This is a genomic window from Microbacterium sp. CH12i, from assembly GCF_000685355.1.
GTDB lineage: Bacteria > Actinomycetota > Actinomycetes > Actinomycetales > Microbacteriaceae > Microbacterium.
This window is the reverse complement of the sequence record NZ_JHET01000007.1, coordinates 39498-65852: the sequence shown is the minus strand read 5'-3', so window position 1 is coordinate 65852 and position 26355 is coordinate 39498. Positions and strand designations below refer to the sequence as shown.

Below are 26355 nucleotides of genomic sequence, written 5' to 3'. Positions count from 1 at the left end.
ACACATGGCTTTCACCAACGATGAGGTCCTCGCCGGCCTCGCCGAGCTCATCACTGACGAGACCGGCATTGACGGCTCTGAGGTGGCGCTTGAGAAGTCGTTCACCGATGACCTCGACATCGACTCCATCTCGATGATGACGATCGTCGTCAACGCGGAGGAGAAGTTCGGCGTCACGATCCCCGACGACGAGGTCAAGAACCTCAAGACTGTCGGCGACGCTGTCAGCTTCATCGTCGCAGGCCAGGCGTAACACCCTGAGGGATGCCACCGCCGCTGTGCGCGGCGTGTGGCATCCTCCATCTTCCGGCAACCCGTTCGACTCTCGTTCGTCTCCCGCTGAACAAGGAACCACATTCATGACCAAGCGCATCGTCGTCACCGGTATTGGTGCCACCTCCGCCATCGGCGGAACGGCACCGGAAAACTGGACCAACCTGCTGGCCGGAATGTCCGGTGGACGCTCTCTCGAACACGAGTGGGTTGCTGAACTCGAGCTCCCGGTGACGTTTGCCGCAGAAGCGATCGTGCGTCCGGAAGAAGTTCTCGCGCGTCCCGTCGCCAAGCGACTTGACCCGTCTTCGCAGTTCGCGTTGATCGCGGCGATGGAGGCCTGGGCAGATGCGGGCTCCCCCGATGTTGACCCCGAGCGACTCGGCGTCGATTTTGCCACTGGCATCGGCGGTGTCTGGACTCTCTTGGATGCTTGGGACACCCTGCGCGAGAAGGGACCAAGGCGCGTCATGCCGATGACGGTGCCGATGCTCATGCCGAACTCGGCCGCCGGCAACCTTTCCCTTCATTTCACGGCGCGCGCGTTCGCCCGCACCGTCGCTTCAGCATGCGCGTCCAGCACAGAGTCGCTCGTCAACGCCTACGAGCACCTGCAAGCAGGTCTCGCTGATGTCGTGATCGCCGGTGGCACCGAATCAGCAATCCACCCGATCACGATCGCCTCGTTTGCGTCGATGCAGGCGCTTTCTCGCCGCAACGACGATCCTGCTACCGCCTCTCGCCCGTACTCGGCAGACCGCGACGGATTCGTCATGGGTGAGGGCGCAGCAGTCCTTATCCTTGAGACCGAAGAGCACGCCAAGGCACGTGGCGCCAAGATCTACGCCGAAGTTGTCGGCGGTGGCGTCACCGCGGACGCTATCACATCACCGCGAACGCCCCAGAGGGTGCAGCTCGCGCTGTGAAGCTGACGCTCGAGGCCGCGGGGCGCACGCCTGATGAGATCACTCACATCAACGCGCATGCGACGTCCACGCCCGTCGGCGATCCGAACGAGTACATCGCGCTGAAGAGTGTCCTCGGAGACCGCGTGCACGATGTGCCGGTGTCTGCGACCAAAGCTTCCACCGGTCATCTGCTCGGCGGCACGGGTGCCCTCGAAGCGATCTTCACTGTTCTCGCGATCCGCGACCGCGTCGCTCCCCCGACGATCAACATCACGACCCAGGACCCCGAGATCCCGCTGCACGTGTCCGGCGACCCGCAGCCGCTTGGCGACGGGCCACAGCTCGCCATCAGCAACTCGTTCGGCTTCGGCGGCCACAACGCCGTCGCAGCATTCGCGTGCTACGACGACTGATCCTTCGCTTCGTTACTCGGGTCGGGATTCGCGTTCTCAGCGTCCGGGATTAGTCACCGGCATCCGATACTGACGCCTCCCGACCCAGGCTTTATCCGACCTTGTGCAGCCAGACGACACTCGCGTCGTCACTGGCGTGGCGGAAGCTCTCCAGCTCTTCGTCCCATGCGGATCCGAGCGCGACATCAAGTTCGCGCTGCAGTTCGATCGCGCTGCCGGCCGCGATCTCCATCGCGTAGCGGATGCGATCCTCACCGATGACGATATTGCCGGCGGCATCGGTCTGCGCATAGTGGATGCCGAGGTCGGGAGTGTGCAGCCAGCGACCACCGTCACTGCGGGGGGTTGGATCTTCCGTCACCTCGAAGCGCAGGTGCTCCCACCCGCGGATCGACGTCGCAAGCGCTGCACCGGTGCCGATCGGGCCGTCCCAGAAGAACTCGGCCCGGCGGGAACCTTCGAGCACGGGCTGGTCGCTCCAGTCGAAGTTCACGGCGCGACCAATAGCGCGTCCCACCGCCCATTCGAGGTGCGGGCAGAGCGCGCGTGGGGCAGAGTGGATGTACACCACTCCGCGAGCGTAAGCCGTCGCCATGATCTCTCCGTTTCTTCAGGTGCGTCTTCCCCAACGACCTAATCCACGAAGCGTGGCAACAATATGCGGTTATAGGGCGATTATCGCTCACTCCGGAGGAAATCACAAGCGTGTGATTCAGACGAAGAATGCCCCGGCCTGCTGACCGGGGCATTCTTGTGCGGAACGAGTCTTAGGCCTCGCTCATCGCCTGCTTGACCTGCTGGCCCTTGGCTGCGTAATACGCCGCACGAGCGGCATCCTTGCGGGCCTGCTCTGCGTAGCCGGCCTCGAGGACATCCTGAGCGACCTCGTAGTTGGTCACATCATTAGTGCCGTGGTACTTCTCGATGTACGCGTCCAGCTCGGGGCCCGAGGTCCACGACGTGATCAAGTTGTAGCGGGGCTCGTCACCGTTGTGGGTGGCTGCGTGCCACAGACGCTGAGTGTCGACGATAAGTTGCGCGCCAGCCGGGAGGGCAATGCGGTACTCAATGCTCGGGTCGGTGCGGTTCTCGCGCAGCACGAAGTAACTGTCCTTGTCATCCGTCAGGTTGAAGAACCCACGCACAACCCAGCCAGTGCCGTCGGGGTTCAGACGGTTGTTGTCGTCCTGGTGCAGGTTGTAGAGGCACTCGCCATAGGGAGTCGGCTGCAACTCGATGACACGGCAGCGGCCAACGTTCGCGCCAGGCTCCTGCGCGCGACGCGCCAGATTCGGAGCCTTGGCAACCTGCGACTCGATCCAGACGCCGTCCTTGTCAGTGCGCGGTGGCTTGTGGTTCCAGAAGCCGTTGCACTCGATGTCGCCGAAGGCGCTGGCGAGTGGGGCGAAGCGGGTGTCGCCCGACGACTTCCAGTCGTTGTACTCGATATCGAGCCACTCTTTTGGATCGAGTTCCTGCTTGTAGCTGTCGAGGACGACGAAGCCCGTTTCCTCGAGAGCAGCGGATTTGATGTATCCCATGATCTAGGTCATGTCCTTTCATCGGGGGCCAGCACGTTTTAACAAGCCTGATAAGGCAACCCTAACAGCGAGTAATCCACACTCCACAGGACACGTCGAGGAAGAATCGATCCCCATTAGACTCGATGACGGCGGAGCGCAGAATTTCGCCATCGTGAGGAGCAAGAGCGAGACCATGGCAACGGCCACCAATGTCGAAGCGACCGCCGTCAACACGATTGAGTGGCTTTCCGCGCCGGACACGACGATTGTCGTTCCGGTTTACCAGCGTCAATATCGCTGGGATATCGGCGGGTGCGAACGTCTGCTCTCCGACGTACGGGCTGTTGCCGACGAGACCGACACCCACCGCCACTTCATCGGGTCGATTCTGAGCGCGCAGGATGCATCAGAAACAGATCTGATCCTCATCGACGGCCAGCAGCGCATCACCACGCTGATGTTGCTGGTCGCAGCTCTCCATCACACCGTTCGCGACAGCAACCCCGCGATGGCGGCGGAACTCGAGCGCGTACTCGTGCGTGCGGATGACGCATCAAGGACCAAGCTGCGCCCTCACCAGGCCTGGGCAGAGCTCTACGAATCGGTCGTGCTCGACCGTCGTGAGGATGCCGACCGCGAGTCACGCTTCGACGACAATTACGCCTTCTTCCGCAGTCAGGTGCACGCCGATGAGGCGCCTCGCATCTGGCGCGGCCTGCAGAGGATCGAACACGTATCCATCACGCTGGGGGTTGCAGCCAACGCGCAGCAGATCTTCGAGAGCCTGAACTCGACCGGTGAGCCGCTGCGCGATCACGAGCTCATCCACAACTACATCCTGATGGGACTCACCCACGCCGAGCAGCTCGCCGTTGAAGAACGCTTCTGGCTGCCGATTGAACAGCACACCGGCGAGGCCATCGGCGCGTTCTGGCGCCAATACCTTGTGATGACGACCGGGCGCGAAGTCGCAGCTCACGGCGAGCACGGGGTGTACAGCGCATTCCGTCATTCTTTCCCTCGCGTAGATGTCGAACATTTGCAGGCGGATGCCGCTGTCTGGCGCCATTACGCCGAGATCTACGGCATCCTGCTGGATCCCTCGCTTGAGCCAGATGCCGCGATCCGCCGCCAGCTCGAGTTCGTGAACACCTTCGGCAAGGCCGGATACCCGCTGGTGATGAGCGCGTACAGCGACCATTCGCGTGGGCTCTCGACGCGCGAAGAACTCATCGAGACACTCGAGTGGGTCCAGGCGCTCTACCTTCGTCGCGCACTCGTGAATCTGCCGACCGAGCGCCTCATTGCTCGACTCTGCCGCGCCCGTGACGCTGGCCGTGACACTCTCATGCGCGCCATCGCACGCATCACACCATCGGATGAGCGCGTCAGCGCCGTGTTGAAGTACAGCGAACTCCCCCACCCGGCGTATGTGCTGGGACGCCTGGAAGACGTCGAAGACACCTCTGATTTCGACGTGGAGCACATTGTGCCCCTCGCACCCGGCGACTCGTGGTCGGGCGATGGAACACGTTCCTGGAGCGAGTACACCGAGGACGAGCAGAACAGCCACCGGGCGTTGGCTCCCACGCTGGGCAACCTGACTTTGCTGGAAGAGGAACTGACACAGCGGGTGTTCGGTGCGTCGTATCCCGACAAGCGTTCTGATGCCTATTCGCGCAGCGCGGTCACTGAGACGCGTGCGCTCACCGAAACGGCGTCCTGGGGCACGGCGGCGATTTCTCGCCGCACCGCTCGTCTCACCGAGACTTTGCTGCGCATCTGGGCGCGACCAGATCTTCCCGAGATCGACGACGACGGTCTGACTCCGATATTGGATGCTGTGCGCCGCCGCGGCTGGCCGGCAGGTTGGGATCGCGAGTTCGCCTATGTCGAATATCGTGGTGAGCACTGGGAGATCAAGGACGTCCGCGCACTTTTCAACCGGATCTTCCGTCGCGCGTGGACTGATGATCGTGAGTCGGCGATTACGTACAGCCTCAGGCGGGGCGGACCGATATACGATGAAATGGCGTGGAAAGGTCAGTGGGACTCGCTGGACCACTCCCATTTCCTCTACATGGGCTGGGATTCCAACTACATGATGAGCGCCCTGCAAGGCGTCCTGGAAGAATCAGGCATCGCCGCAGAGGTGTTCGTCAAGTACTCCTACATCGGGGATGTGATGTGATGCGACACAAGACAGACGCGCCCGCGCGCGAGCAGCAGCGTGAGACCGTCGATCCTTTCGCAGAGGCATTTGAACAGATCGCGATGGGTCTGGATTCGAACGCACCGCAGCTGTGCGAGTGTGACCACGGCGGCGAAGAGGCGTATGAAGCCTGCGGCCGAAAGGCGAAGTGGCGGGTGACGATCGACTGCACCTGCGGCGAGGATCACCCGCGGACGGTAGAGATCCTCTGCACGAGGTGCCTGCGAACAGCCCGGAAGGATCTCGGCCGCGAGAACATCACCGCACGTCCGCTCTAGTCGCAGAGCGGTATATCGAAGACCAACGGTGGGGCGGGTCGGACTTGAACCGACGATCGTTGGGTTATGAGCCCACTGCCTTAACCAGCTTGGCCACCGCCCCGTATGACACCAGCTTATCGGTGCCGCGAAGGTTCAAATAGCGGTGGCGTCGCGGTGAGTCTGCAGGTGTCCGCGATAGATCTCGGCGTTCCCAATCAGGTCTGCACGCTCCTCGTCGCTGAGGGTGCGACGAACCTTTGCCGGCACCCCCGCCACGAGCGAACCATCCGGGATTTCGGTGCCACCCAGGATGACCGCACCACCGGCGATCAGGCACCCTTTTCCGATCACGGCGCCGCTCAGGACCACTGCGCCCATACCGATCAGCGAACCGTCACCGATCGTGCAGCCATGAACAACGGCGTTGTGCCCGATCGATACATTCTCGCCGATGAGAACCGGATGCCCGCGGTCGACGTGGACAGAGACGTTGTCCTGCACGTTGCTGCCGGCTCCGAGCGTAATGCCTGCGGAGTCTCCGCGCAGCACAGCGTTGTACCAGACGCTCGCCCCGGACTCGAGGGTGACCTCCCCGACGATACGCGCTCCGTCGGCGATGAAGCTGTCGTCCGCGATACGCGGCGTCTTGTTTCCCAGGGCAAGGACGGATGCTGTTGACGAGATGCTCATGAGGTGAGACTACCCTCACTGCCGCGTCATTCCGCGGAAGTCGCACCGGATAAGCCGAGCCTCAGCTTGCTTGCGGAATCATTCAGGCTGAGTAGCGTTGTACCCATCAGGCACGAAACCGCCGTTCTGGAGGAAGAATAATGAGCAAGTCACAGACCGTCTCTACCACTGCCAGCGACCCCACTGTGGCCGCAGCCGCAGCACAGTTCCTGTCGCCGGTTGTCCTCGGACTTCAGGCCCTCACCATCAATGGCAAGCAGGCCCACTGGCACGTCCGCGGCGCGAACTTCATTGGCGTCCACGAACTTTTCGACACGATCGTCGCTCACGCCGGTGCCTTCGCTGACACCGCTGCAGAACGTATCGTCGCTCTCGGACTACCGATCGACGCGCGGGTGAGCACTGTTGCAGAGAAGTCCAGCTCCGAGGTGCCGGCCGGCTTCACCCAGTCGAGCGAGCTGATCCGCAACGTGATCGCCGACATCGACGCGATTCTCGTAGACACAAAAGCTGCAGTCGAGGGCCTCGATGACATCGACCTCACCAGCCAGGATGTGGCGATCGAGATCAAGCGCGGCCTCGAGAAGGACCGCTGGTTCCTCGTCGCACACATCGCCGAGTAAGCATCAGACGAAGAACGGGCACCGGGATCATCCCGGTGCCCGTTCTTCGTCTCTGTGCAGTCGTCAATTGCGTGCAGTCGTCAATTGCATGCAGTCGTCAATTGCCTCTCGAGGCCATCGCTTCTTGAATGGCCTCGACGTACTGCGGGGCGAGAGAGTCAACGAATGTCACTGTCAGGTGGTCCTGATCGCGATACACGTTCGCACCGCCCACGACAGCCGGGCACGTGTCGTCGTTGCAGTAGACGTCGGTGAAGTCCAGCAGCGTCACGTTCGAGGCACCATCTGCGGCATCCCGAAGCGGATCGTTCGCAGTGAGAACATCCGTGCGGAGTCCCTCGCACTCAATGGCGTCACGCGTACGTAGACACTTGTTCGGGTCGGTCTCCCACCCAGGGTTGTCGATCACGGTGACCACCGGAATGCCGCGATCGGTCATCGTCGCCCATGCCTCCTGGTAACCGGCGACAGCCGCGGCGTGAGGGGACTCGAAGCCCGCCGCGGAATACGGCGTGTTCGAGATCGCCGCGGTGAAGACAACATCGAACTCGCGCGCTGCCAATTCGTCTGCCACACCCGCACGCCAGTCGGAGCATGCGGTCCCAAAAGAACCGCCCGTGGCAAGCGGAGTCGTGCTCCACGGGCAGGCACCCTTGAAGAATGTCTCAAGTGCCAGCCCTCGCGATCGGCCATCGACTCGAACGTCGTCAGCAACTGGAATGCGTGGCTGTCACCGACGAGAGCGACCTGCGGGGCATCCGCGTCATCCGATCCGAACTCGCATGCCACGGCGCGAGAATCATTGAGTTGCACGAAGCACTGCTCATCAGTGGGGCGATCGACTCCCGCGAACCCCGGTGCGGGCAGGATCGTATCGGGTGACTGATCCCCGCACGATGGGTCGAGCACGGATGCCGCGCCGAAGCACTCCGGCGGGTTCTCACGCAACTGCGTGATGGCTTGCACGCCCGCCTGGTATGCCGGAGCGTTGACCACCCAGCCCCCCAGCGCGACCGCACCGACCACGATCATCGCGGCGAGGGCCGCCCACAGCGAGACCTTCGGTGGCCTGGATGTGAGCGGTTTCCAAGAGCGAACCGGATCCTCGACGAACTTCTTCGTCAGCCAGGCGAGCACGAAGCACAGTGCCAGGAGGGCCACCCGGTGATAGATCGTGAGCCCCCAGAACGGTACAGACGGCGCGATGATAATGAGCGGCCAGTGCCACAGATACAGGCTGTAAGAAATGTCACCGGTGAAGCGCATCGGCGGCACCGAGAGCAGTCTGGTCGGGTACCACCAGCGATCGGTGTTGGATGCTGCGATTACCGCGGCTGCTCCGAGCGTGGGAAGCAGCGCCGCGTAGCCGGGGAACGGAGTTTGTCCGTCGAATCGGAACGCCGTGTACAGCAGCGCGATGATGCCGGCCCAGCCGAGCACAAAACTCACCACGGCATTGCGCACGCGTAACGCAGGGACGAGGGCGATGAGCGCACCGACGCCAAACTGCCACATGCGACCAAAGGTGACGAAATAGGCGGGTGCCGGGTTCGTCAGCGTGAAGACGACGCAGAATACGAACGACGCGACGGAAACGACGCCGATGGCGATCGCCGCTGCCTTGAGCCGGCTTCCGCGGAACCACTTCACCGCGATCCAGGCCGCCAGCAGCATGATCAACGGCCAGAGAACGTAGAACTGCTCTTCGAGCGACAGCGACCAGTAGTGCTGCACCATCGTCGGGTCGCCCGAATGTGCGAGATAGTCCGCAGAGTTGAACGCGAGATACCAGTTCTCGACGTAGAACGTCGATGCGACTATCTCTTTCAACTCAGCAGGCAGTCCCGACGTCGGCATCAGGTATGGCGATGCTGCGACGATCGCACAGAAGAGCAACACGAGCAGCGAAGCGGGCAATAGCCGCCGCGCACGCCGGGCCCAGAACTGTCCGAGCTTCACCGTGCCGGTCGACGTGATCTCGCGTGCGAGGTGGGCGGTGATCAGGAAGCCCGAGATCACGAAGAAGACGTCGACACCGACGTAACCGCCGCTCAGTCGCCCTGGCCAGAAGTGGTAGAGCACCACCAAGAGCACAGCGATCGCGCGTAGGCCCTGGACATGGGGAATGAAGCTCGACGTCGCGGAATGCTCCGGTGATCGATCGCGCCTGGCGCGGGCTCGAGTGGTCGGAGGTGTGGAAGCAGGTTGATGCACCCTACGACGGTAGCGCGTCAGGCGAGATGCGTGATGCGTCCGGCCAGGAGAGTCGCAAGCACCGGCATCCTTCGCAGCATCGAGGCGGATGCTGCCTGTGGGTCTGCGCCGCACAGTACGAGGTCTGCGATACCTCCCGGACGGATCGAGCCACGCACGCTCGCGCTCAGCGCCTCGTCGCGTGTCAGCTGCTCTTGCGGGTGCCACTGCGGGCGTTCATCGTCTGTCCGTTCCACGGCAGCCGCGATCGCCGTCCAGGGATCCAGGGGGGCGACGGGCGCATCGGATCCCAGCCGCAGTTCTACGCCCGCTCGCAGCAGCGAAGCCATCGGGTAGCCGATCGCCGTCTGCACGGCCCAGAACCCATCGACAAGGTCGCGGTCATCGATCGCATGCTGCGGCTGCACGCTGGCTGCGAGACCGAGGCGCGCAATACGTGCGATATCGGTATGGCGCACCAGTTGCGCATGTTCGATCGTGCCGGTGGCGCCGGTGGCAGTGACGGCATCGAGAGCGGATGTCACAGCACGATCCCCGATCGCGTGAACGGCGACCTCGAGGCCTGCCCCTGTCGCCTCCGCAAGCAAATCGATGAGATCAGCTGGCGAGAGGTTCATCACGCCAAAGTCGGTCGCGTCGCCAGGATAGGGATGCGAGCACGCCGCCGTTCGCGTGCCGAGTGAACCATCGCTGATGAGTTTCAACGGGCCCATGTGGATGAGTCCGTGTGCGCCCCGGAGCGGCTGCCCCGTGCGGAGTCCTTCGCTGATCGCGCGAGCCAAGTCTCGGAGGTACACCGCGAATTCCACGCGTTGTGAAGTGAATCCCGCCGCTACGCGCCGCGACCAGGCTTCTGCGTTCCACGCCATATCGAAGTCGACGATGCCCGTCACTCCCCGCGCCGCAGCCGCTGCTCCCGCGGCCGCCACCGCGCGATCGCCGTGTGCAGACTCCACGGCGTTCAACCGCCGAGAGATGTCGAAAGCATCGTCTTCTCGCAACATCCCGTCCGGCGTGGAGAACCCTTCGCGTCGGAGCGCGGCGGAGTTCATCCAGACGCTGTGCACATCCGCATTGATCAGATACGTCGGTACCTCTCCCGTCGCGGCATCCAATGCCTCGATGGAGGGAGCGTCCGGCCAGAGCGCGTCTCGAAACCCGGTACCGATGCGTCGACCGTCCGTAAGAGCCGCGACATTCGACATCTGCGCAGCGGCTTCCGCAGCCGATTTCGTGTGAGCGAGCTGCGCGCGCTCGGAAGCCAGCGACCATTGCACGGTGTGCACGTGACTGTCCCACAGTCCCGGCACGACCCAGGCTCCGTGGCCTTCGAGGACAGCGCCGCTACCGCGCAGGGCGCCGGTGGGCGCGATATCCACAATCCGGTCGCCGTCCAGGAGAATATCGACGGGCTCAGAATCCATGAGGTATTCGCGTCCTGGCCCGGCAATTCGCACCTCACGAATCATCCCGACCGCGTCATTGATGGCCGTCATAACGAACGACCAGGCCGGGCTTCCTGTGCGCGTCGCATCTCTGCGGCAAGGGCAGGGCTGGCGTAGACGCCGTCCCCCTGCAGCTCGGCGATGATGTTTTCAACCGTCGCAGCATCCTTGTTCTGGCTGAGCTTGCGCTTCGCCACCACGCGCGTCGGAGTGAGTCGGAAACCCACGGTTCCCGCCGCGAGACGCTGCACAAATGCTTCGTCGTTCGGACGCTCCCACATCAGCCGCGGATCCGGCATCCGTCCCTCGAAGCGTTCAACGAGCCGATCCAGCACTCGAAGATTCTCTTCAGCGCTGAGAATCTCTGGCACACCGGAGAGGTGAACTGCCGTGTAGTTCCAGGTAGGAACTGCCTTGACGTCGGTGCCGTACCAGCCGGGCGAGACGTAACCGTGCGGGCCTTGGAACACGGCCAGCAACTCCCGCTCCCCGAGCCCGTGAATCAGGTCGTCAGGACGCCCGACGTGCGCCACAATCGTCAGGTCGTCGCGGTCTTCGTCAAGCATGAGCACATAGTGCGATGCGACCTGACCTTCGTCGGTGGCACTGACGATCGTCGCCCAAGGGTTCTGTTCGATCACACGTCGCATCTCGGCGATGTCGGCCAACGTGAAACTCGGGTTCTGACGCATGTGCTCAGCCTAGGACGGATGCTGCGCGGCAGCGCCGTTCGACAGACTCTGGGAGCGTGCGTCTCAGGTCTGACACCTCGGGCACCAGTAGAGCTTGCGTGCACCGATCTCCTCGAGCACGATCTCAGTTCCGCAGACGCGGCACGGCAGGCCCGCCCGGTGGTAAACCCAGTGCCGGTCGTCGCGGCTCGCCATCGCTGCGCGGTACTGATCGGGAGCCAGATCGTCCATGGTCATCATCTGACCGGTCTCGACACCGATCGCCAGCAGGCGAACCCAGTCGTGCCAGAGCGCGCGCACGAGCTCCTCAGGAACATCTCGACCAGGGGTGTGGGGGTTGAGCCGCGCCCGATACAGCATCTCTGCGCGATAGACGTTCCCGATGCCGCTCACGACCGACTGGTCCATCAGCAGAAGGGCGATCGGCGTCGACTTCTTTCGCACGGCCTGAACGAAACGCTCTTCGTTCGCGGCAGGATCGCCGACGAGAGGGTCGGGCCCCAGCTTCGCGACCGTGGCGAGCATCTCGTCTGGTGTCTGCAAAACGCAGGCTGTGGGTCCGCGCAGGTCGGCAGCAGTGATGTCGGTCATCAGCCGCAGACGCACTTGGCCGACAATCGGCGGCGGCCATTCGACGCCTTCGTCGGCGAGCCCCTTGGTCTGCTCCGACATTCTTACGTGCACCCTCGTCCGGCGCGGGGCGCCGATCGATGACAGTGAGTTCTCGCCTGCGCTGTCGAGGATGGGCTCGTCAGCGGCGAGGTCGGTGCCGCGCTGATTGGTCTGCCCCATTCGCCCATTAGCCGAGGCGATCGTGGGATCGATGACGATCTCGCCTGCGAAGTCCCAGGCGCCGTAGAGCCCGAGGTGGACGCGCAGCCAGAGGTCACCCTCGACTTCAAGGAACATCTGCTTGCCGACAGCTTTGACACTCACTGCCTCGCGTCCGTCGAGCACAGCGGCGCCCTCGATGAAGCGCCCCTGTGGGCTCGACGCGTGGAGGATCTTGCCGAGGAAGTTGCGGTCGAACTGCCGGGCGATCCGATGGACGGAATGTCCCTCAGGCACGTCAGACCCGAGGATCCGGCAGCAGCGAACCGTCGTGCTCGAACGCGGCGATCTGTCCGATTCGGCGCACGTGACGCTCCTCGTCCGAGAACGGTGTCGAGATGAAACGGTCGATGAACGAGACGACTTCTTCGAAGGTGTGCTGTCGCGCGCCGATCGAGATCACGTTGGCGTCGTTGTGCTCGCGGGCAAGCTCAGCGGTCGAGAGATTCCAGACCAGCGCGGCACGGATACCCCGCACCTTGTTCGCCGCGATCTGTTCGCCGTTGCCGGAACCTCCGAAAACGATGCCCAGCGCCTCTACGCCTGCCGTCTGATCGATGACGACGGCCTGCGCTGCTCGAATGCAGAACGCTGGGTAGTCGTCAACGGCGTCGTATTCGATCGGCCCGTGATCGATGACCTCGTGGCCGGCGGTGCGCAGGTGGTCCTGCAGCTGAGTGGAAAATTCCAGTCCCGCGTGGTCTGTGGCGATGTGGATGCGCATGCCCACCATCATATTGATGAGCGCATGCTGCAACTGGCTCAGGGGGCGAGGCCGGCCGCGGCGGGTTTGAATCCGGCACGAACGTTTTTCGCAGCATCCAGGGCGGCAAATGTCGAACGCCGGCCCCAGATCGGTCACATGAGCACGTTCGGAGCGCGGTCGTCCTTCCAACCGCTCGATTATGAGATCGACGATGCCCGCAACGAACTTCTCGGAAACCCCCGGAGTCGGAGTCCGCGTGAAGCTCAGTCCAGCGGCTTCGGCGGCTTCTGCGGCCTCGGTGTCAAGGTCCCACAGGACTTCCATGTGATCGCTCATGAAGCCGAGCGGAACGACGGCGACGGCTTGGCGTCCGCGACCGGCCAGCTCACCAATCACATCGCACACGTCTGGTTCCAGCCACGGCTGGGACGGCGGGCCAGAACGCGACTGGTAGACGAGCTCCCACGAAGCGTCGGCGGCAGCGGGGAGCGTTTGGCGAACCTGATCCATCACCCATTCCGCGACAGCTTCATGCTGTGCCGCGTACGCGCCCCCCTCCCCCCAGTCGATGTCACGAGGCCCCGAGCGCACCGCATCCGCGGAAGGGATGCTGTGGGTCGAGAAGAGAATCTGAATGTCGGCCGCGTGGACGCCTTCGGCGAGGAACTTCTCGACTGCCGCGCGCACTCCCTCGACGAATGCGTCCACGAATCCCGGGTGATCGTAGAACGGGCGAATCTTGTCGATCGTTACGCGTTCGCCAAGCCCGGTCTCAGTGAGCACCTGCGCGAAGTCCTCCCGGTACTGACGGCAGCTGGAGAAGGAGCTGTATGCGCTCGTCGCGAATGCAAGCAGAGTGGTGTGTGCGTTATCGGCGGCAGCGACACAGCATCGGCGAGGTACGGGGTCCAGTTGCGGTTTCCCCAGTACACGGGCAGATCAATGCCGCGCTCGGCGAGCTCGGCTTCGAGCGCCGATTTGAGCGCGCGGTTCTGCGCGTTGATCGGGCTTACTCCCCCGAAGTGCCGATAATGGTGCGCGACCTCTTCGAGACGCTCATCAGGGATTCCCCGGCCGCGCGTGACGTTGCGCAGGAACGGGATGACGTCGTCCTGCCCCTCCGGACCGCCGAATCCCGCGAGCAGGATGGCGTCGTACGCCACCGGGGTCGCCATGAACTTGTCACCGCCTGCGGCAGCGGCGGAAGCAAAAGGGACAGCGTTCTGATCAGTCACGGTCACCCCATCATCCTTTCACCTCTTCGTGCGTGCGTCGCGCGTCCTGGCGTAGGCTGTCATGGTTGCCGTCGGCGCCAGCCGTGCCGAATCTTGGTGGCCGCCCCCGAACCCCTGGGAGATATAGCTGTGCCTGGAGAGAACCTCACCCGAATCGAAGCGCAGGAACGTCGCGCTCTCATCGACACCCAGTCGTACGAGATCTCGCTGGACCTGACCAAGGGTGCCGAGGTCTTCGGCTCCCGCAGCGTCGTGCGCTTCAGCGCGAAGCCCGGAAGTTTTACCTTCATCGACCTCATCGCTCGCGACGTGCGTGAGATCTCGCTCAACGGAGAGCAGCTCGACCCGAGCGATGTGTTTTCCGATTCGCGCATCACGCTGTCTGGTCTGCAGGAGGAGAACGTCCTCGTCGTCGATGCAGACTGCCTGTACACCAACACCGGTGAGGGTCTGCACCGCTTCGTCGACCCTGTGGATGGCGAGGTGTACCTCTACTCGCAGTTCGAGGTGCCGGATTCCCGCCGCGTATTCGCTGTCTTCGAGCAACCGGATCTCAAGGCCACGTTCCAGTTCACCATCACCGCTCCCCAGGCGTGGAAGGTCGTCTCCAACTCCCCCACCCCCGAGCCGATCATTCACGATGAGAACGAGACAGCTACCTGGGGCTTCGAGCCCACTCCGCGCATCTCCTCCTACATCACCGCGCTCGTCGCAGGACCGTACGAGTCGACCTTCTCCGAGCTCACCAGTGCATCCGGCGAGATCGTCCCGCTGGGCGTTTACGGCCGCAAGAGCCTCTGGCAGCACCTGGATGCCGACTACATCTTCGACAAGACGCGCGAGGGCTTCGCGTACTACGAGTCGAAGTTCGGTGTGCCATACCCGTTTGCGAAGTACGACCAGCTCTTCGTCCCGGAATTCAACGCCGGAGCGATGGAGAATGCCGGAGCTGTCACGTTCACCGAGACGTATGTCTTCCGCAGCAAGGTGACGGATGCAGTAAAAGAGCGTCGTGTCGTCACGATTCTGCACGAACTCGCGCACATGTGGTTCGGCGACCTCGTCACCATGAAGTGGTGGAATGACCTGTGGCTGAACGAGTCGTTCGCCGAATGGGCATCGACCATTGCGACGGCAGAGGCTACCGAGTGGACCGAAGCGTGGACCACGTTCAACGCAATGGAGAAGACCTGGGCGTACCGTCAGGACCAGCTACCCTCGACCCATCCGATCGTCGCCGAGATCAACGATCTTGAAGACGTGCAGGTCAACTTCGACGGCATCACGTACGCCAAGGGCGGATCCGTCCTCAAGCAGCTCGCTGCCTGGGTCGGCATTGATGCCTTCTTCGCCGGCGTCGGGCAGTACTTCCAGAAGCACGCCTGGGGCAACACCGAGCTCAGCGATCTGCTCACCGAGCTTGAGGCCACCAGCGGACGCGAACTCAGCACGTGGTCAAAGAAGTGGTTGGAAACCGCTGGTGTGAACACGCTGTCCCCCGTCATCGCCGAAGGCGCAGAAGGCGTGATCACCCGCTTCGCTGTCACCCAGACCGCTCCTGCCGACTATCCGACGATTCGCCCGCACCGCCTCGGTATCGGCTTCTACGACCTCGTCGACGGCACGCTCACCCGCACGCACTATGCCGAGATCGACGTCGACGGCGACCGCACTGAGGTGCCAGAGCTGCAGGGCAAGAAGCGTCCCGACCTCGTGCTGCTCAACGACAACGACCTCGCCTATGCGAAGATCCGTCTCGACGAGCGTTCGCTGGCCACTGCGATCGCGCACCTCGGCGACATCTCTGACCCGCTCGCTCGCTCGCTGCTCTGGGGCGCCGCATGGGATCAGATCCGCGACGCCGAGACTCCGGCATCCGACTACGTCGATCTCGTGCTCGGCAATATCGGCCGCGAGACCGAGTCGACGACGGTGCGCACGACGCTTGCTCAGTTGCGCACGACCGTCACGCAGTACGTGGCGCCCGCAGAGCGTAGCGCCGCGCGTATTCGCGTCGCTGATGCCCTGTGGGACCTTGCGCATAGCGCGAAGAGTGGCAGTGATAGCCAGTTGCAGTTCGTCACCGCGTTCGCGAACGCGCTCGTGACTCCCGAGCATGCCGGCATCATCGGTCGTCTTCGCTCCGGCGAAGAGCCTCTCGCTGGACTCGAGATCGATGCAGACCTGTCTTGGCAGCTTCTGGTCGGCCTCGCCACAATTGGGGCGACGGACGCGGCATCCATCGATGCAGCGTTGGCGGCTGACAACACCTCAAAGGGTGCAGAGTTCGCGGCTCAGGCCCGTGCAGCCCTGCCCACCACCGCGGACAAGCGCGTTGCTTGGTCGTCGCTCGTGGACAACGCCGACCTGCCCAACACGATCGTGCGCTCCGCCGCTCTGGGATTCACTCACCCGAACAGCACTGAGGTGCTCGGCGAGTTCGTGCAGGACTACTTCGACATGCTGCTGCCGGTATGGGAGTCGCGCACCTACCAGATCGCCAGCTACCTCATCGTCGGCCTGTACCCGACACCGCTGGCAAGCGTCCAGCTGCGCGATGCGACGCGTGCATGGCTGTCTGCACACGCGGATGCCTCGCCCGCACTCCGACGTCTCGTGAGCGAAGGATTGGCTGATGTCGAGCGTGCCCTCGCGGCACAGGCTCGTGACGCCGAAGATCCCGACTCAGAAGCCTGAGTCACCACACCTTCTGAGCGGGCCTCTGCATCGACGCTTTCCAGCCGACGCAGAGGCCCGCTCACTAGAATCAAGAGGTGCTGACACTTCCGATTGACACGTCCGTCGCCGCTGTTGCGCCCGACGTCAATGCGGCGTGGAGCACGTTCTTGACGATCCTCGGCGAGGTCGGCCGAAACGCGCTCAGCGTCGCGATCATCATCGCGATCGCCATCGCCGTCGGGTTCGTCCTGCGACTCGTGATCCGACGTGTCGTCCAGCGGATCGTGAACAGCGCGAAATCCAAGGCCAACGTCGAAGACACCCAGGCGCTGGAGCGCTCTCCGCTCGCAGACATGCGTTTGATTCAGCGCACGCGCACGCTCGGCTCGATCCTGCAGAACATCATCAACGTCATCCTCGTCGTCGTCGTGCTGCTGCTGATCGTCGGGACGCTGTCGCCGGCACTCCTGAGCTCGCTTACGCTGCTGACTGCGGCCGTCGGCGCAGGACTCGGTTTTGGAGCTCAGAACATCGTCAAGGACGTGTTGAACGGCCTCTTCATCGTCGCGGAAGACCAGATCGGCATCGGCGATGTCGTGGATACCGGGCTGGCCAGTGGCGTCGTCGAGCACGTGAGTGTTCGCGTCACGCAGATCCGTGATGTCAATGGCACGCTCTGGTACGTACGCAACGGTGAGATCCTGCGCATCGGCAACATGTCCCAGGGCTGGGCACGCGCGATCATCGATCTCGGTGTCCCCGTGGACGCCGACGTGCCCGAGGTAGAGACGGCGCTGCTCACTGCGGCCCAAGGGCTCGCAAAAGACCCGAAGTGGCGCACCCGAATCGTCGAGCGCCCCGAGGTATGGGGCTTGGAGTCGATCACCGGCGATGCTCTCGTCATCCGCGTTGTGCTCAAGACCAGAGCGAACGCGAAGGATGACGTGGCGCGCGAGTTGCGGATGCGGCTGAAAGCTGCGATCGAAGAGATGGGGCTTGCGCTGCCCAGCCTCGAATCCGTGATGCCCACAGGCCCCGACGGCGCACGTCGTGTGCGCGGTGCGAACCCTCCGAGAACCAAACCGAACCCGATCACGGGAGTTCCGCCCGTCGCCAGAGGAATCTGGCGCAAGAAGAACATTGCGGGCGAGCCCGCCGACCCCAAGGACAACGAGTGACTTTTTACGATGAGGTCGGCGGGTACGCGACTTTCGAGAAGATTGTGAATATCTTCTACCGCGAAGTCGCGCTCGACCCGGTGTTGAAGCCGATGTATCCAGAAGAAGACCTCGGCCCTGCGGCCAATCGCTTCACGATGTTCCTCGCGCAGTACTGGGGCGGACCCACGACGTACGGCGAGCAGCGCGGCCATCCGCGTCTGCGCATGCGCCATATGCCGTTCCACGTGAACCCCGACGCACGAGACCGGTGGCTGCGCTGTATGCGCACCTCCCTTGACGAGATACAGCTGTCGCCACTGCACGATGCCACGCTGTGGGACTACCTCGAGCGCGCGGCATATGCAATGGTGAACACTATGGAGCCATCGGGAATCGGTCCAGCTTCCGCTGGACGTACGACTCTGGAAACCCGCAGCAGCAGTCAGGATTCAACGGAGAAAGCATGACCACCACACCCCTTTCCGCAGACGTCCTTGTGATCGGATGGGGGCTGGCAGGGCTCGTGGCCGCTTCTGAAGCTATCTCGGCCGGCAAGCGCGTGATCCTGATCGATCAGGAACCCCGATCAAACCTTGGAGGCCAAGCTTGGTGGTCGTTTGGCGGACTGTTCTTCATCGACTCCCCTGAGCAGCGACGCCTGGGAATCAAGGATTCGCTGGACCTTGCCACACAAGACTGGTTCGGCAATGCCGGCTTCGATCGCGCGGAGGACCATTGGCCACGCGCCTGGGCCGAGGCCTATCTGCAGTTCGCTGCCGGGGAGAAACGCGCGTGGCTGCGCGAACGTGGTGTCGGGTTCTTCCCGGTGGTCGGCTGGGCCGAGCGCGGCGGGTATGGGGCGATCGGGCCGGGAAACTCCGTGCCGCGATTCCACATCACCTGGGGTACCGGGCCCGGCATCGTGGCACCTTTCGCTGAGGCTGTGCACCGCGCCGAGGAAGCGGGGACCTGACGATCCTCTCCCGCCACCGGGTGACAGAGCTGATACTCGCCGACGGCGCCGTCGTCGGCGCACGTGGCGAGCATCTCACGGACAGCTCGGCAGCGCGCGGCATCCCCTCATCTCGTGAGGTCGTAGGCGAGTTTGAGATCATCGCCGCTGCAACAATCGTCTCCTCCGGCGGTATTGGCGGCAATCACGACCTGGTGCGTGCGGCGTGGCCAGAGCGACTCGGCACTCCCCCCGCGCACATGCTGACCGGCGTGCCGGCCTATGTCGACGGATCGATGCACGGCGTTTCGGCAGCGGCCGGAGCGCACCTGATCAATGGCGATCGAATGTGGCATTACGTCGAGGGAATCACCAACTGGGATCCGGTGTGGCCAGCCCACGGCATCCGAATTCTGCCCGGTCCGTCATCGCTTTGGTTGGATGCCACCGGCACACGCCTCCCCGTGCCACTGTTTCCCGGTTTCGACACGCTGGGAACGCTCGCGCACCTACGCGCGACCGGGCACGACCATTCGTGGTTTGTGACATCACGCCAAATCGTCGAGAAGGAGTTCGCTCTCTCGGGCAGTGAGCAGAACCCCGACCTGACTGGCAAAGACGTCGGGTTGTTGCTGAAGTCGAGACTCGCGAAGGGTCCGACGGGGCCAGTGCAGTCCTTCCTCGACGAGGGCACGGATTTCATCGTCGAGAACGATCTCGAAACCCTCCTCGAACAGATGAGCCAGGCCGACGGCGGTGAGCTTCTTGACATCGATCAGGTGCGACGCGAGGTCGTCGCACGCGATCGGGAGATCGACAACGATTTCACCAAGGATGCCCAGATCGGGATGCTGCGATCCATGCGCAGCTACCGGGGGGACAAACTCATTCGCACCGCGGCACCGCACCGCCTGCAGGACCCGTCAGCGGGGCCGATGGTTGCCGTGAAACTGCACGTGTTGACCAGGAAGTCGCTGGGTGGGATCGAGACCGATCTCGACGGACGCGCGCTCGCGTCGGACGGAGCGGTGATCCCCGGCCTTTTTGCCGCGGGCGAAGCGAGCGGATTCGGCGGCGGGGGCGTGCACGGTTATCGCGCGCTCGAAGGAACGTTCCTAGGCGGATGCTTGTTCTCTGGCCGCCAGGCCGGTCGTGCGGCGGCGCGCTTCTAGGATTCAGTCCCCGAGCCCGTCGAAGGGCCGGTTCCACGCACGGCCGTCAAGCCTGTCGCTACCGGGCCGCGCGCGAGCACGTGACCGCGGCGAAACCCCAGCCTTGTCCAGCGACCGGATGACGTCAGCGTCACCGTCTCCTCGCCAGAGATGAACCCGAACGCATGCGCGGCGAAAGCGACACCGCGCGCGAGGTCAGCGAGATCCTCATCAGGCTCACCCCAGATCGATGCGCGAAGCGTCCGCACTGCTTCCTCGCCCGATCCTGCAGGCGTGCCACGGGCGACAGCGGAGATCCCCCACTGCGCGCGCTGAGCGATCGTCGACGCTTCCAGAGTGCCCACGTGCTCCCAGCCTCCGCGCGGCGGTGCTACCCCCGCCCAGGCGGGTGAACGGCCGGTCTCGGGCAGTGCGAGCATCCGCTCGTCCTGATCTGGTGTGAGCTCGTCGACGACGATGTCGCACTGCAGCTCGGGGTCGGCATGCACCACTCGCATCGCGAGGACCGTCGGGGTGCGGTCGAAGAGACCCTGGGGTGCCAGCGCTGCAGCCGTCAGCGCGAGAACACCCCGCGCACCCTGCAGCCGCACGCCGTCGTCTGAGATCAGTCGGGCCCGACCGAGGAACGTGAGGACATCTCGGGCGGTGTCAGCATCGGCGAGAACGAGACGAGGGGGCACGCGTTCTAAACTATCAACGACGCGACCGGTGGTCGCCGGAAGGAGCGCTATGAGCGCAGATGCACAGGCTCAGGCATCCGTCGACAATCTGATCGACGTGCTGGATCTCGACGAAACGCAAGCTCGCACGACGGAGGACATCTTCACCGGACGATCGCAAAGCATGCCAACCGGTCGAATCTACGGCGGCCAGGTGCTCGGCCAGTCGGTCATCGCTGCCGAACGCACGATGCCGGAAGACCGTGCAGTGCACTCCATGCATGGCTACTTTCTTCGTCCTGGTGACTCCGCCCAGGGAGTCACGATTGCAGTAGACCGCATCCATGACGGCCGGTCCTTCTCGACGCGTCGCTCTCAGGCGTACCAGAACGGCGTTCCGATTTTCTCGATGATCGCGTCGTTCCAGGATGAGGCACCGGGACTCGAGCACGCGCGGCCGATGCCAACGGATATTCCGCAGCCCGACGACATCGCGCCCGATGAGCAGCGGGTCGCGGGAGCACCAGCCTTCGCCGTGAGGATGCTGAGCGAACGACCGGTCGATACCCGCCACGTCGAGTCACCGATGTACCTATCCGTGGACGGCGAACCGTCCGCGCAGCAAGCCGTGTGGATGCGGATGCGCGCACCGATGCCTGACGATGCACGGCTTCATCGCGCGGCACTTGCATATCTCAGCGACATGACCATTCAGGAGTCAATCCTGCGCGCACACGGGGTGACCTGGGCAACTCCAGGCCTGAAGGTCGCGAGCCTGGACCATGCGATGTGGTGGCATCGCCACGCACGGGTCGACGAGTGGCTCCTTTACGTGCAGGAGTCGCCGAACGCCCGCGGAGGGCGAGGGCTCGCCACCGGACGGATCTACACGCAAGACGGTGTTCTCGCCGCGACTGTTGCGCAGGAGATCATGATCCGAGTGCCGGCGAGTTGAGCGGCCTCGCGGCCAAGCCTCGCACTCAGCGGTGCGCGTAAGTGATTGGCTCGCCCACGTATGGCATCCATGCGTCACGCATCTCGGGGATGATCCGCGTCGGCGCCCGGACTCTGCATCCACGAGCACGATCACGCCCGTCGAACGCGCGTAGAGGACCCGCGTCTCGCTTTCGGGAGCGTTGAAAACCTCGTAGCAGACCTCGATGCTGGAGCCGCCGAGTTTACCGAACCACATTTGTACCTCGAGCGGGCGCCGCTGATATGGCACCGGCGCGAGGTACTCGATCTCTTGCCGCGCGATCAGTGTCAGCGTTCCCGATTCGATGCTCGAGCTCAGCACTGCCGTCGGCGGCGCTGTCTCTCCCGGTTCTGGCTTCCAGAATGCACGAACCCGTGCCTCTTCGAGAAGCTTGAGCATCGAGGTGTTGTTGACGTGGTTGAACGCGTCGAGATCGCCCCACCGCAAGTGGATGGGGACGTGGATTCGTGCCTCAGTCACGCGTCAGCTTGCGGTGCGTCGAGCGGTGAGGGTTCGCGGCGTCCGCGCCGAGACGCTCGATCTTGTTCTTCTCGTACGACTCAAAGTTCCCCTCGAACCAGTGCCACTGTGCGGGCTTCTCGTCGGTGCCCTCATAGGCCAGAATGTGCGTGGCGATGCGGTCGAGGAACCAACGATCGTGAGTGATGACCACGGCGCAGCCGGGGAACTCAAGAAGCGCGTTCTCGAGCGAGCTCAGAGTTTCGATATCGAGGTCGTTAGTCGGTTCGTCAAGGAGCAGCAGGTTGCCGCCCTCTTTCAGCGTCAGGGCGAGGTTCAGACGGTTGCGCTCACCACCGGAGAGCACACCGGCCTTCTTCTGCTGATCGGGACCCTTGAAGCCGAACTTCGAGACGTACGCACGCGAGGGGATCTCGGTCTTACCCACGGTGATGAAGTCGAGCCCGTCGGACACGACCTCCCAGAGGTTCTTGTTCGGGTCGATGTTCGAACGGGACTGGTCGACGTAGCTGATCTTGACGGTCTCGCCGATTTTCAGGTCACCGCCATCGAGCGACTCAAGGCCGACGATGGTCTTGAACAGCGTGGTCTTTCCCACACCGTTGGCGCCGATGATGCCGACGATGCCGTTCGGGGGCAGGCTGAAGCTGAGGTTGTCGATCAGGACACGGTCGCCGAAACCCTTGTTGAGCTTCTTCGCCTCGATCACGACGCTTCCGAGACGAGGACCCGCGGGGATCTGGATCTCTTCGAAGTCGAGTTTCCGGGTGCGCTCGGCCTCCGTTGCCATCTCTTCATAACGAGCCAGGCGGGCCTTCGACTTGGTCTGGCGGCCCTTGGCGCTACTACGCACCCATTCGAGTTCGTCTTTCAAACGCTTTGCGAGCTTCTGATCCTTCTTGCCCTGGATGTTCAGGCGCTCAGATTTCTTCTCCAAGTAGGTGGAGTAGTTGCCCTCGTAGCCGATGAGGCGTCCGCGGTCGACTTCAGCGATCCACTCTGCGACGTTGTCGAGGAAGTACCGATCGTGGGTAATCGCGATGACTGCGCCCTTGTATGCCTTCAAGTGCTGCTCAAGCCAAAGCACGCTCTCAGCATCGAGGTGGTTAGTGGGCTCATCGAGGAGCAGGAGATCTGGCTTCTGCAAAAGCAGCTTCGCGAGGGCCACGCGACGCTTCTCGCCACCGGAGAGAGGAGCGATCTCAGCGTCTCCTGGAGGTGTGCGCAGCGCATCCATGGCCTGCTCGAGCTGCGAGTCGAGGTCCCAGCCCTCTGCCGCGTCAATCTCTTCCTGCAGTACGCCCATCTCGGCAAGCAGAGTGTCGAAATCAGCATCAGGGTCTGCCATCAGGGCAGAAATCTCGTTGAAACGATCGAGCTTCGGCTTGATCGCAACGCCCTCTTCGATGTTCTCGAGCACCGTCTTCGATTCGTCGAGCACAGGCTCCTGCATGAGGATGCCAACGGTGTACCCGGGGCTCAGCTTCGCTTCACCATTCGACGGGATGTCGAGTCCTGCCATGATTTTAAGAATCGTCGACTTACCGGCACCGTTCGGGCCGACCATGCCGATCTTCGCTCCGGGCAGGAACGACATCGTTACGTCGTCGAGGATGAGCTTCTCGCCCACTGCCTTACGTGCACGAACCATCGAGTAGATGTACTCAGCCACCGAAAACCGCTCCTTATGTAGGCGTCGAAGAACGACACTCCAGCCTACCGGCTCTGGGTCACCAGTCGATCGGACGCGTATTGCCAACCAAGCAGCGTCCTTCGGCGAGTTGATCCATGATCGCGGTCACGGCTCCACCAGTCGACGGCCCAAACTGTCCGACAAGGCAGGAGTCTGCTCCCCAGCGGACCGAGAACTGGATGCTCTCGGCCGGGTTGCCCACGGTTGTTGCATCTTGTGTGACCTGCATGTCGTCGCGGTTGAAGCCAGCCGCGATCAGCGCGTCGATGTATGCGCGACCTGAACCAGTCTGGCCGGAATCCCAGACCTGTTGCGTGACCAATGTGAAGATCGGCAGATTGTCTTCGGCGGTGCCATCCGGGTGGAACGTCGGCCCCTCAGGGGTCGGGGTCGGCGACGTAGTGGGCGCGAGCGACGCGGTCACCGATGGCTCAGGAGATGGAGCAGGCTCCGGCGTACAGGCCACCAGCGTAAGACCGATGAGAGTGGTCACTGCCGCGGCAGCGAGACGCTGGCGAGCGATGGGGAGTCGGCGGGGCACGCACTGATTCTACGGGCCCGCCGTTGCTCCCCACGCTCCGCGCTGCACCTCACAGAGGCTTCGGCTCACCGGGGCGCGACTTCAATCGGTACTTCCCCATCCTGAGCCGCTGAGCGCCATAGATGACTCCTCGCCTTCTTCCGCTTCGTCGTTGGACTCGAGTTCGTGGTCGGCCTGCGGCGTGTCTGCATCCGCCGCTGGCGGAGTGTCGACGCCGTCGGGATCGTGCGCCGCCTGCTGTGACGGCGCGAGCCGATTGGCTTTCATGAAGGCGCTCGCACCCCAGCGCAGATCGTGCCCGATCGCTTCCGCTTCAACGTCGACGCTGACCCCCTTACGCCCGGCGGTCTCCCACTCACGTACCTTCAGCCGCCCCGTGATAATCACACCGTCGCCCTGACGCAGCGAAGCCTTTGCATGGTCGGCGAGCTGACGAAACGCGGAAATATTGTACCAATTAGTGCCGGTTTCGATCCATGATTGCGTCTTCGAGTCGTATCGACGCTGCGGACTGGCGACCCGAAAGTTGACCACGGGCACTCCCGAGGTTGTTTCGCTCCGATTCGGATCGGCGCCAACGCGCCCCAAAATCGTGACGGTGTCGTTCATGGCTTTCTCCTCTGTGATCCGGGACATGCCCGGGTCACAACAGGATGCGCCCGCTGGGCCTCGGTTCGCAGTCCGAAGAACATGTTCGGTGGACAATTCACCAGAGCACCTGATCAGTGGAGGAAAGCTCCCCCTCGAAATGTCTGTGGTCGGCCATATGTTCGAGTTGGAAGGAGATCCCGATGTTCAATACTCAGATCCAGCACCTGCCTGAGGTGCTTTACGCGACACCACAGCTTGCGTCCAAGCGCGAGCATCTCGTCCGCGCCTCCGATCATCTCTGGCGTGTGCAAGACACGGCCGGGCGCATCCTCGGCCATCTACGCACTGTGGCCGACCCGCTCGGCCTGCGCTACCGTGCCGAGCGCCTGCATCTCACGACCGGTGCTTTCCGCGTCGTCGGTGAATTCTGGCGTGCCGACGACGCGGTGCAGTCGCTGCGCAATGGGTGAATCAAGGTACTCACTGGGTGAGTGATGTCACACACGCTGAAGTGTCGGTATCCTGTTAGCCGACCCCCAGTAGCTCAGTGGAAGAGCATCGATCTTCTAAGTCGCCGGTCGCACGTTCGAATCGTGCCTGGGGGACAAGTCACGATGTCGACGCCCTCATTAGGATGAATACATGGCATCTGCATCAGAGAACGACCGGCTCGTCTGGATCGACTGCGAGATGACGGGTCTCGATCTTGAGCACGATGAGCTCGTCGAGATCGCTGTCGTCATCACAGACTTCGAGCTACGAGTGCTCGACCCTGGCTTCCAAGTCGTGATCAAACCGAACGACTCTGCGTTGGCACACATGAACGATTTCGTCACGAAGATGCACGAGACATCCGGCCTGATCGAAGAGATCCCCAACGGCGTATCGCTGGTGGATGCAGAGACACAGACCCTCGAGTACATCAAGCGGTTCGTGCCCCTCGAGCGCAAGGCGCCGCTTGCCGGCAACACGATCGGCACTGACCGCATGTTTCTCGCGAAGTACATGCCGCAAATCGATCAGTGGCTGCATTACCGCAACGTCGACGTCTCCAGCATCAAAGAACTCTCACGACGCTGGTACCCGCGCGTCTTCTTCCAAGCACCGGCGAAAAACGGCGGTCACCGTGCCCTCGCCGACATTCTCGAGTCGATCCGCGAGCTCCGGTACTACCGCGAAGCGGTGTTCGTAGACGAGCCAGGACCCACCAGCGACCAGGCACGCACGCTATCCGATCGGGTCGTTTCGTCGTTCACCCCAGACGTGTAATACACTCGTCTAGTTGCCTGCTCACGCAGGCGCATGGTGGCTATAGCTCAGTTGGTAGAGCACCGCGTTGTGGTCGCGGGGGTCGCGGGTTCAAGCCCCGTTAGCCACCCCACTGTGGTGACGTTCACACCCACGACAAGAGTTCCACTCTTGATCGG

Annotated in this window: 21 protein-coding genes, 3 tRNA genes and 5 pseudogenes; 14 read left to right on the top strand and 15 right to left on the bottom strand. The window is 63.1% G+C overall.

Annotated elements, in window-relative coordinates:
* Positions 1-4: 4 nt before the first annotated feature.
* Positions 5-253 (top strand): acyl carrier protein, encoded by a 249-nt coding sequence (locus tag DC31_RS08680; RefSeq protein ID WP_036279045.1) that lies wholly within the window; start codon positions 5-7, stop codon positions 251-253.
* Between the two features lie 106 nt (positions 254-359).
* Positions 360-1594: pseudogene (locus DC31_RS08675) on the top strand (beta-ketoacyl-[acyl-carrier-protein] synthase family protein).
* A gap of 91 nt (positions 1595-1685) precedes the next feature.
* Here the strand turns inward: DC31_RS08675 and DC31_RS08670 are convergent.
* Both DC31_RS08670 and DC31_RS08665 read right to left on the bottom strand, forming a co-directional pair.
* Positions 1686-2189, bottom strand: coding sequence for a DUF3145 domain-containing protein (locus DC31_RS08670; protein ID WP_036279043.1), 504 nt, complete (start codon positions 2187-2189; stop codon positions 1686-1688).
* Between the two features lie 172 nt (positions 2190-2361).
* Positions 2362-3135 carry a hypothetical protein gene (locus DC31_RS08665; RefSeq protein ID WP_036279041.1) on the bottom strand — a complete coding sequence of 258 codons (774 nt, stop codon included), beginning with the start codon at positions 3133-3135 and terminating at the stop codon, positions 2362-2364.
* A 175-nt stretch (positions 3136-3310) separates the two neighbouring features.
* Here DC31_RS08665 and DC31_RS08660 point away from each other — a divergent pair, with 175 nt between their 5' ends.
* Together DC31_RS08660 and DC31_RS08655 are read left to right on the top strand one after the other, a co-directional pair.
* Complete coding sequence (locus DC31_RS08660) at positions 3311-5308, top strand: DUF262 domain-containing protein (protein ID WP_036279039.1); 1998 nt, start codon at positions 3311-3313, stop codon at positions 5306-5308.
* Complete coding sequence (locus DC31_RS08655; protein ID WP_036279037.1) at positions 5308-5607, top strand: hypothetical protein; 300 nt, start codon at positions 5308-5310, stop codon at positions 5605-5607. Before DC31_RS08660 ends, DC31_RS08655 begins: the two co-directional genes overlap by 1 nt.
* Positions 5608-5636: 29 nt before the next feature.
* Here DC31_RS08655 and DC31_RS08650 read toward each other — a convergent pair.
* Both DC31_RS08650 and DC31_RS08645 read right to left on the bottom strand, forming a co-directional pair.
* A tRNA-Ile gene (locus DC31_RS08650) sits at positions 5637-5710 on the bottom strand.
* A gap of 32 nt (positions 5711-5742) precedes the next feature.
* Positions 5743-6279, bottom strand: coding sequence for a gamma carbonic anhydrase family protein (locus tag DC31_RS08645; RefSeq protein WP_036279035.1), 537 nt, complete (start codon positions 6277-6279; stop codon positions 5743-5745).
* Between the two features lie 140 nt (positions 6280-6419).
* Here DC31_RS08645 and DC31_RS08640 point away from each other — a divergent pair, with 140 nt between their 5' ends.
* Positions 6420-6902: a Dps family protein gene (locus tag DC31_RS08640; RefSeq protein ID WP_036279033.1), complete on the top strand. Its 483-nt coding sequence runs from the start codon at positions 6420-6422 to the stop codon at positions 6900-6902.
* Positions 6903-6999: 97 nt separating this feature from the next.
* On the opposite strand, the pseudogene DC31_RS20525 reads toward DC31_RS08640, so the two are convergent.
* From DC31_RS20525 to DC31_RS08610, 6 genes and pseudogenes are all read right to left on the bottom strand, one after another.
* Positions 7000-8984: pseudogene (locus DC31_RS20525) on the bottom strand (acyltransferase family protein).
* A gap of 149 nt (positions 8985-9133) precedes the next feature.
* Positions 9134-10612: an amidohydrolase gene (locus DC31_RS08630; protein WP_036279031.1), complete on the bottom strand. Its 1479-nt coding sequence runs from the start codon at positions 10610-10612 to the stop codon at positions 9134-9136.
* Positions 10609-11253, bottom strand: a complete 645-nt coding sequence (locus DC31_RS08625) for an FMN-binding negative transcriptional regulator (protein ID WP_036279029.1) — start codon at positions 11251-11253, stop codon at positions 10609-10611. Before DC31_RS08625 ends, DC31_RS08630 begins: the two co-directional genes overlap by 4 nt.
* A gap of 63 nt (positions 11254-11316) precedes the next feature.
* Positions 11317-12321: an Fpg/Nei family DNA glycosylase gene (locus DC31_RS08620; protein ID WP_036279028.1), complete on the bottom strand. Its 1005-nt coding sequence runs from the start codon at positions 12319-12321 to the stop codon at positions 11317-11319.
* Between the two features lies 1 nt (position 12322).
* A complete protein-coding gene (locus tag DC31_RS08615) occupies positions 12323-12808 on the bottom strand; it encodes a ribose-5-phosphate isomerase (protein WP_036279765.1) in 486 nt (161 codons plus the stop codon).
* A gap of 38 nt (positions 12809-12846) precedes the next feature.
* A pseudogene (locus DC31_RS08610) lies at positions 12847-13965 on the bottom strand (ferrochelatase).
* A 189-nt stretch (positions 13966-14154) separates the two neighbouring features.
* Between DC31_RS08610 and pepN the strand changes: the two are divergent.
* The 4 genes and pseudogenes from pepN (at position 14155) to DC31_RS08590 (ending at position 19988) form a co-directional block, all read left to right on the top strand.
* The gene (pepN, locus tag DC31_RS08605) at positions 14155-16722 is read left to right on the top strand and encodes an aminopeptidase N (RefSeq protein WP_036279026.1); all 2568 of its coding nucleotides are present in this window, start codon (positions 14155-14157) and stop codon (positions 16720-16722) included.
* Positions 16723-16802: 80 nt separating this feature from the next.
* Positions 16803-17882, top strand: coding sequence for a mechanosensitive ion channel family protein (locus tag DC31_RS08600; RefSeq protein WP_051606755.1), 1080 nt, complete (start codon positions 16803-16805; stop codon positions 17880-17882).
* Entirely contained in the window at positions 17879-18331 is a 453-nt protein-coding gene (locus tag DC31_RS08595) for a globin (RefSeq protein WP_036279024.1), read from the top strand. Before DC31_RS08600 ends, DC31_RS08595 begins: the two co-directional genes overlap by 4 nt.
* A pseudogene (locus tag DC31_RS08590) lies at positions 18328-19988 on the top strand (FAD-binding dehydrogenase). Before DC31_RS08595 ends, DC31_RS08590 begins: the two are co-directional and overlap by 4 nt.
* Here the strand turns inward: DC31_RS08590 and DC31_RS08585 are convergent.
* Complete coding sequence (locus tag DC31_RS08585) at positions 19985-20668, bottom strand: hypothetical protein (RefSeq protein ID WP_036279022.1); 684 nt, start codon at positions 20666-20668, stop codon at positions 19985-19987. The pseudogene DC31_RS08590 and the gene DC31_RS08585 overlap by 4 nt on opposite strands.
* 49 nt (positions 20669-20717) lie before the next feature.
* Here DC31_RS08585 and DC31_RS08580 point away from each other — a divergent pair, with 49 nt between their 5' ends.
* A complete protein-coding gene (locus DC31_RS08580; protein ID WP_051606642.1) occupies positions 20718-21602 on the top strand; it encodes an acyl-CoA thioesterase in 885 nt (294 codons plus the stop codon).
* 25 nt (positions 21603-21627) lie between these two features.
* On the opposite strand, the pseudogene DC31_RS17605 reads toward DC31_RS08580, so the two are convergent.
* The 4 genes and pseudogenes from DC31_RS17605 to DC31_RS08565 form a co-directional block, all read right to left on the bottom strand.
* Positions 21628-22103, bottom strand: a pseudogene (locus DC31_RS17605) (acyl-CoA thioesterase).
* On the bottom strand, positions 22096-23775 hold the full coding sequence (gene ettA, locus DC31_RS08575; protein WP_036279021.1) for an energy-dependent translational throttle protein EttA: 1680 nt from the start codon (positions 23773-23775) through the stop codon (positions 22096-22098). Before ettA ends, DC31_RS17605 begins: the two are co-directional and overlap by 8 nt.
* Before the next feature lie 58 nt (positions 23776-23833).
* Positions 23834-24337 (bottom strand): DUF6993 domain-containing protein, encoded by a 504-nt coding sequence (locus DC31_RS17600; RefSeq protein WP_081813785.1) that lies wholly within the window; start codon positions 24335-24337, stop codon positions 23834-23836.
* 81 nt (positions 24338-24418) lie between these two features.
* On the bottom strand, positions 24419-24946 hold the full coding sequence (locus tag DC31_RS08565; RefSeq protein WP_036279020.1) for a single-stranded DNA-binding protein: 528 nt from the start codon (positions 24944-24946) through the stop codon (positions 24419-24421).
* 182 nt (positions 24947-25128) lie between these two features.
* Here DC31_RS08565 and DC31_RS08560 point away from each other — a divergent pair, with 182 nt between their 5' ends.
* The 4 genes from DC31_RS08560 to DC31_RS08545 all read left to right on the top strand — a co-directional run bounded on the left by DC31_RS08560 (position 25129) and on the right by DC31_RS08545 (position 26309).
* Positions 25129-25398, top strand: a complete 270-nt coding sequence (locus DC31_RS08560) for a hypothetical protein (RefSeq protein ID WP_036279019.1) — start codon at positions 25129-25131, stop codon at positions 25396-25398.
* 63 nt (positions 25399-25461) lie between these two features.
* Positions 25462-25533 (top strand) — tRNA-Arg (locus DC31_RS08555).
* Between the two features lie 37 nt (positions 25534-25570).
* Positions 25571-26197 carry an oligoribonuclease gene (orn, locus tag DC31_RS08550; RefSeq protein WP_036279017.1) on the top strand — a complete coding sequence of 209 codons (627 nt, stop codon included), beginning with the start codon at positions 25571-25573 and terminating at the stop codon, positions 26195-26197.
* A gap of 36 nt (positions 26198-26233) precedes the next feature.
* Positions 26234-26309, top strand: a tRNA-His gene (locus DC31_RS08545).
* The last annotated feature ends 46 nt before the right edge of the window (positions 26310-26355 follow it).